Consider the following 4,603-nt stretch of genomic DNA (forward strand, 5'->3'; position numbering starts at 1 on the left):
GACACCAGCGAGTTCCAGGAGGTCAAGGCGCGGCTGGCGGCGCTCAGCGCCCGCCGCCACCTGCAAGTGGGCAAGCCTGGCCCCACCTTGATGAAGCGCGGCAAGAACGAGGGCTCCTCCGGCTCCGACCAGCCCGCGCAGGACGACAACCGCCCCACCCTGCAGAAGCGTCCCCCCAAGGACGATCCTCCTTCCCCGGAGAGCAAGCCGAACTAGCCCGATCCCCTCAGCGCCGCTTCCTGCCCACGCTCTGCGCGACACGGGCCTTCACCATCCTCCTGATCACGGCGACGGGAAGCGGCCTGTCCAGGGGAAAGTGAACTGTTCCCTTCGAGTATGGAAAACCCTTAAGGTCGTTTTTGAAGGCGGCGACCACCGCGGCCGTGGGAAACAGGCTGCAGTGGTCGGAGAAGGCAGCGAACCAAACCAGCACTTTGCCTTTGTGCCGGATGGCCGGGATGCGATAACTGATGGTTTCGGCGGCCCCGGGAGCCGCAGAGCGAACCGCGGCGCGCAGTTGGCGGAAGGTGGGGCGGACTGCCGGCGGGAGCTGCGCTATGTACTGGGCCACCGTTTTCGGAGTCGTTTGGGTCCTCGCTTTTTTCATGCGCGCCCTCCGCGGCTAGGGGACAGCTGTAAAGCCGGTGAGCGGGTTGCCGTAGAAGGCGCCGGTCTTCCAGGCGGTGCGGTCCCAGTTGGTGGTCTGGCTGCCGATCACCTGCACGGGGACGATGACGCGGTCGGCGCCCAACTGGTTGGCGGTGGCGATGCCGTTGTCGAAACTGCCGTCGGCGTTGACCGTGAACTTGATGGAGCGGGCCAGGTGGTTGACGATCAGCACCTTCACCTCGTACTCGCCGGGATTCTTGCGCATCTCGAACTTGGGATCGTAGGCCATGTCCGGGGGCATCTCGCCGGGGTACACGCCGTCGAACTGGCAGTTGACGTAGCCCCACTGGTACATGTTGGGGCTCCACTCGGAGGCATCGTTGCCGCCCAGCTTGTACTTGGCGATGTCCTTGCCGTTGTAGAAGAGGTGGGCCTCGACGTCGGGAGGATTGCCGCGATACCAGAAGCCGACGTGCAGGAAGGGATTGCTGCCGAAACCCTCATTGGTGGCGGCGAAGATGAAGCCGATGGGGATGCGCCAATCCTCGTCGGCGAAGAACTCCCAGTCCGCCGGGTTCTTGGGGTTGGGCTGCACCTTGATGACCTTGACCTTGCCGGCGAACAGGGTCAGGTCGGTGCCCTGCAGCTCATTCCGCATCTTGATGGAGAAGGGCACCAGCCCGACGGTGCTGGTGTTCTTGTCTTCGGAGACCTCGTTGCCGCACTCCGTCTCCAGCCACTTGCCCCGCTCGCGCTCGTTGGTGGTGCAATCGAAGCGGATCCAGTTCTTGTCGGTGGGCAGGGAGAACTGCACGTAGAGTTGGCTGCCGCTGGCGATGGGCCCGTTGACGCGGAACTTGATGCGGGGCAGCCAGCTCGGGGGCGTTCCCGAGCGCCGTACCCCGTTGCGGGAGGTGGTGTCGAAGCTCTGCAGCTTGACCACGATGGAGTCCTTCTGGATGGTGGGCTGATCCTGAGCGAAAGCGGGGGCAGCCGAGCTGAGGAACAACACCGCCGGCAGCGCCGGCGCCAGCCAGGAGCGAAGGGCGATTCTCATCTCACACCTCACAAGGGCCGAGAGTGGACCGGACCGGCCGGGGCCTCACAGAGGCGTGCATTCTAACCCAACTCCGCCCGCTCCCTCCCGACTTCGGGGGGAGTCGCGGCGGAGAAGGGTGCGACGGACGGGAAGGCCCCTTGATCCGGGTGGGCACGGCCAGATGACAAGCAGGAAGCCGGTTGCCTACAATAGGACACCATGAGGACGAGGAGAGGGCGCATCCTGCTGCTGCTGGCGGCCGCCCTGTGGGCGCTGCCGGGGGCGGCGGGCAAGGATAAGCCGAACGCCACCATCAAGGTCACGGTGCTGAAGGAAGAGAACGGAAAGCCGGTGGCCAACGCCCACGTGGTCCTGCACCCGGTGGACAAGAAGGGGCAGCAGGAGCGCGGCGGCGTGGAGCTGAAGACCAACCAGGACGGGGAGTGCAGCTACACGGGTGTGCCCTACGGCCGGCTGCGGGTGCAGGTGATCGCCCACGGCCGCCAGACCTTCGGCGAGGACTACGAGATCAACCAGCCGGAGCACGCTCTGGTGATCAAGCTCAAGCTGCCGCAGGACCAAATGACCATCTACAAGTAGCGGGTGGCCAGGGGCCGGGGCTTGCGGTAAAATTTTCCGGCGTCCTTCCTCGGGGCGAGACTCAATCCCATCGGGCTGGAGGGGAAGTAGATCATGAAGACGGCAGTGCGGATCGTGGCAGTGGTGTTGCTGGGCTCGCTGCTGGTGCAGGCGCAGCAGGGGCCGCGCAAGAAGCGGGTGGCGGTAATGGACTTCGATTACGGCACGGTGCACAGCGACGTGGCGGCGCTGTTCGGGACCGACGTGGACGTCGGCAAGGGCATGGCCGACCTGCTGGTCAAGCACCTGGTGCAGGACGGTACCTATTCCGTGGTGGAGCGGCGCGCCCTGGACAAGATCCTGGCGGAGCAGAATTTCTCCACCAGTGACCGGGCCAACCCGGCTTCGGCGGCGCAGTTGGGCAAGCTGCTGGGCGTGGACGCGATCATCCTGGGGACGATCACGCAGTTCGGTGGTGAGACCCATAATACCAACGTCGGCGGCGCGGGCGGCGGCTGGGGCGGCTGGGGCCTGGGACACGTGGGCCACAAGAGCACCAAGGCCATCGTGACCGTGGACTGCCGCATCGTCGACATCGACACGGCCGAGATCCTGGCGGTGGCCGACGGCCATGGCGAGTCCAGCCGCTCTTCCACCAACCTGCTGGGCGGTGGCGGGAGCTGGCACGGTTTCGGCGCCGGCGGTGTGGACTTTGGCTCCTCGGACTTCGAGAACACGATCATCGGTGAGGCAGTGAAAGCAGCGATGCAGCAGTTGAGCGCGGGCGTGATCGCCGACGCCGACCGCCTGCACATCCGCACCATCCAGGTCTCGGGCCAGGTGGCCTACGCCCAGGGCGACACGGTGGTGCTGAACGTGGGCGCCAAGGCCGGACTGAAGGCCGGCGATCAGCTCTCCATCGAGCGGGTGACGCAGGAGATCAAGGACCCGGCCACGGGCAAGATCCTGCGGCGGCTGAGCACCAAGATCGGGGAGGTGCAGGTCACCGACGTGGACGCGGACTCGGCGCAGTGCAAGATCCTGAGCGGCGCCGGCTTCCGCATCGGAGACCTGGCCAAGACGACAACCCAGTGAATAGTGGATAGTGAAGAGTGAAAGAAGCGGCGCCGGGGAGAGGGTCCCAGGCGCCGCTTTTCTTTGCGCAAATGCCTAGTGGTGGTGTCCGCCGTGGTGCGGGCGGAAGCCGACGAAGCCGGGGCCGCCAGGGGAGAAGAAGGGCGGGCCAAAACCGGGGTGGCCGAAGACGAAGAAGTTGCGGCGCCCGAAGCCCAAGGGAGAGAACATGGGCGTGCGCCAAGTGCTGGCGGAGAGCTGCGAGCCGCCGAACAACGGCACTTCGGCGGGATAGCCACCGAGGTAGGGCGGGTAGTAGGAGCTCGAAGTGCGCGCATACGCAGGCACGCTGGTGGAAGAGGGGGCGGTGAGCGTGGCCACGTCGGCGGGATCGAGCGGGTGGCCGAGTACGGGAGCGGGCTGGGCTGCCGGGGCGGCGGGCGCTGCCTCCGGTGGAGGCGGAGCCGGCTCAACCGCGGCTTGCGGCGGCAGCGCGCTGGGAGTCTCCTGCGCGCACAGCAGCGTCGCCATCAGCAGCAGGACCAACAGAGAGGCGAGGCGCATGGCGGCCCTCCTTCTTGGCACATTCTACCGCGATTCAGCGGCCGCCGGCCGGAGACAGTCAGGAAGAAGAGGCGGCAGCGGGCATCAGGCGGCTCCCGCCCCAGAAGACGAGAGCGAAGACGGTGGCCGCGGCCAGCATGGTCACCACCTCGCGCAAGGGCGGAAAAAGAACGAAGCTGGAGCCCCACCCGTACACCCCGATCACGGTGGACGCGACCTGGCTCAGCTGGAAGGCTACAAGCGAACCGATCCATAGCGCCAGCCAAGAAGTTCGGATGATGCGCAGGGCCACCGCCAGGGCCAGGAAAAGGAACAAAGCCCAGATCAGGATGGAGAGTGCAGTCAGGACGCTGTCACGCAGAACGGGGCTGGTGATGTGGAACACCCAGACATCCATCCGCCCGATCAGCAGGCCGTACGCCAGGGAGACAAGCAGGGCGGCCGTGAAGTCGCTGGCGAGAAGGCGTAGGCCACTCACCAGCAGCACAGTCAGCACGACCGCATCGATGAGCATGTGCCCCCAGAGCCACCTGGAAGGCCAGTCGCCGCCGAAGACGGCCGGGCGCAGGGCAGCCGGGAGGTCAGAGAGCAGCCAGGCCACCAGGAAGGCGACCGCGGGCCCGAGGGCGAGCGACGGACCACGCGCGCCCATGAAGTCGCCCAGGCCGCTGCAGGGCGCGGCGGCAGCCGCGACCGGACCGGTCAGGTGGCAGCGCCAGTGCTGGTTCAGTGCATTCT

At 66.5% G+C, this 4,603-nt stretch carries 6 protein-coding genes; 3 read left to right on the forward strand and 3 right to left on the reverse strand.

Annotated features, from left to right (window positions below):
- A partial coding sequence (locus VEG08_02765) for a hypothetical protein (GenBank protein HXZ26902.1) occupies nt 1-216 on the forward strand: 216 nt, incomplete at its 5' end.
- Nucleotides 217-622: 406 nt separating this feature from the next.
- Here VEG08_02765 and VEG08_02770 read toward each other — a convergent pair.
- Nucleotides 623-1,666: a hypothetical protein gene (locus tag VEG08_02770; GenBank protein HXZ26903.1), complete on the reverse strand. Its 1,044-nt coding sequence runs from the start codon at nt 1,664-1,666 to the stop codon at nt 623-625.
- Nucleotides 1,667-1,867: 201 nt separating this feature from the next.
- Here VEG08_02770 and VEG08_02775 point away from each other — a divergent pair, with 201 nt between their 5' ends.
- Nucleotides 1,868-2,248 carry a carboxypeptidase-like regulatory domain-containing protein gene (locus tag VEG08_02775; protein HXZ26904.1) on the forward strand — a complete coding sequence of 127 codons (381 nt, stop codon included), beginning with the start codon at nt 1,868-1,870 and terminating at the stop codon, nt 2,246-2,248.
- Nucleotides 2,249-2,341: 93 nt separating this feature from the next.
- Nucleotides 2,342-3,322, forward strand: a complete 981-nt coding sequence (locus tag VEG08_02780) for a CsgG/HfaB family protein (protein ID HXZ26905.1) — start codon at nt 2,342-2,344, stop codon at nt 3,320-3,322.
- Between the two features lie 75 nt (nt 3,323-3,397).
- Here the strand turns inward: VEG08_02780 and VEG08_02785 are convergent, their stop codons facing one another.
- Together VEG08_02785 and VEG08_02790 are read right to left on the reverse strand one after the other, a co-directional pair.
- Entirely contained in the window at nt 3,398-3,865 is a 468-nt protein-coding gene (locus VEG08_02785; protein HXZ26906.1) for a hypothetical protein, read from the reverse strand.
- Between the two features lie 58 nt (nt 3,866-3,923).
- On the reverse strand, nt 3,924-4,603 hold a 680-nt coding region (locus VEG08_02790), incomplete at its 5' end, for a hypothetical protein (GenBank protein ID HXZ26907.1).

Source organism: Terriglobales bacterium (assembly GCA_035624475.1).
In the GTDB taxonomy this organism is placed as follows: Bacteria; Acidobacteriota; Terriglobia; order Terriglobales; family Acidobacteriaceae; genus DASPRL01.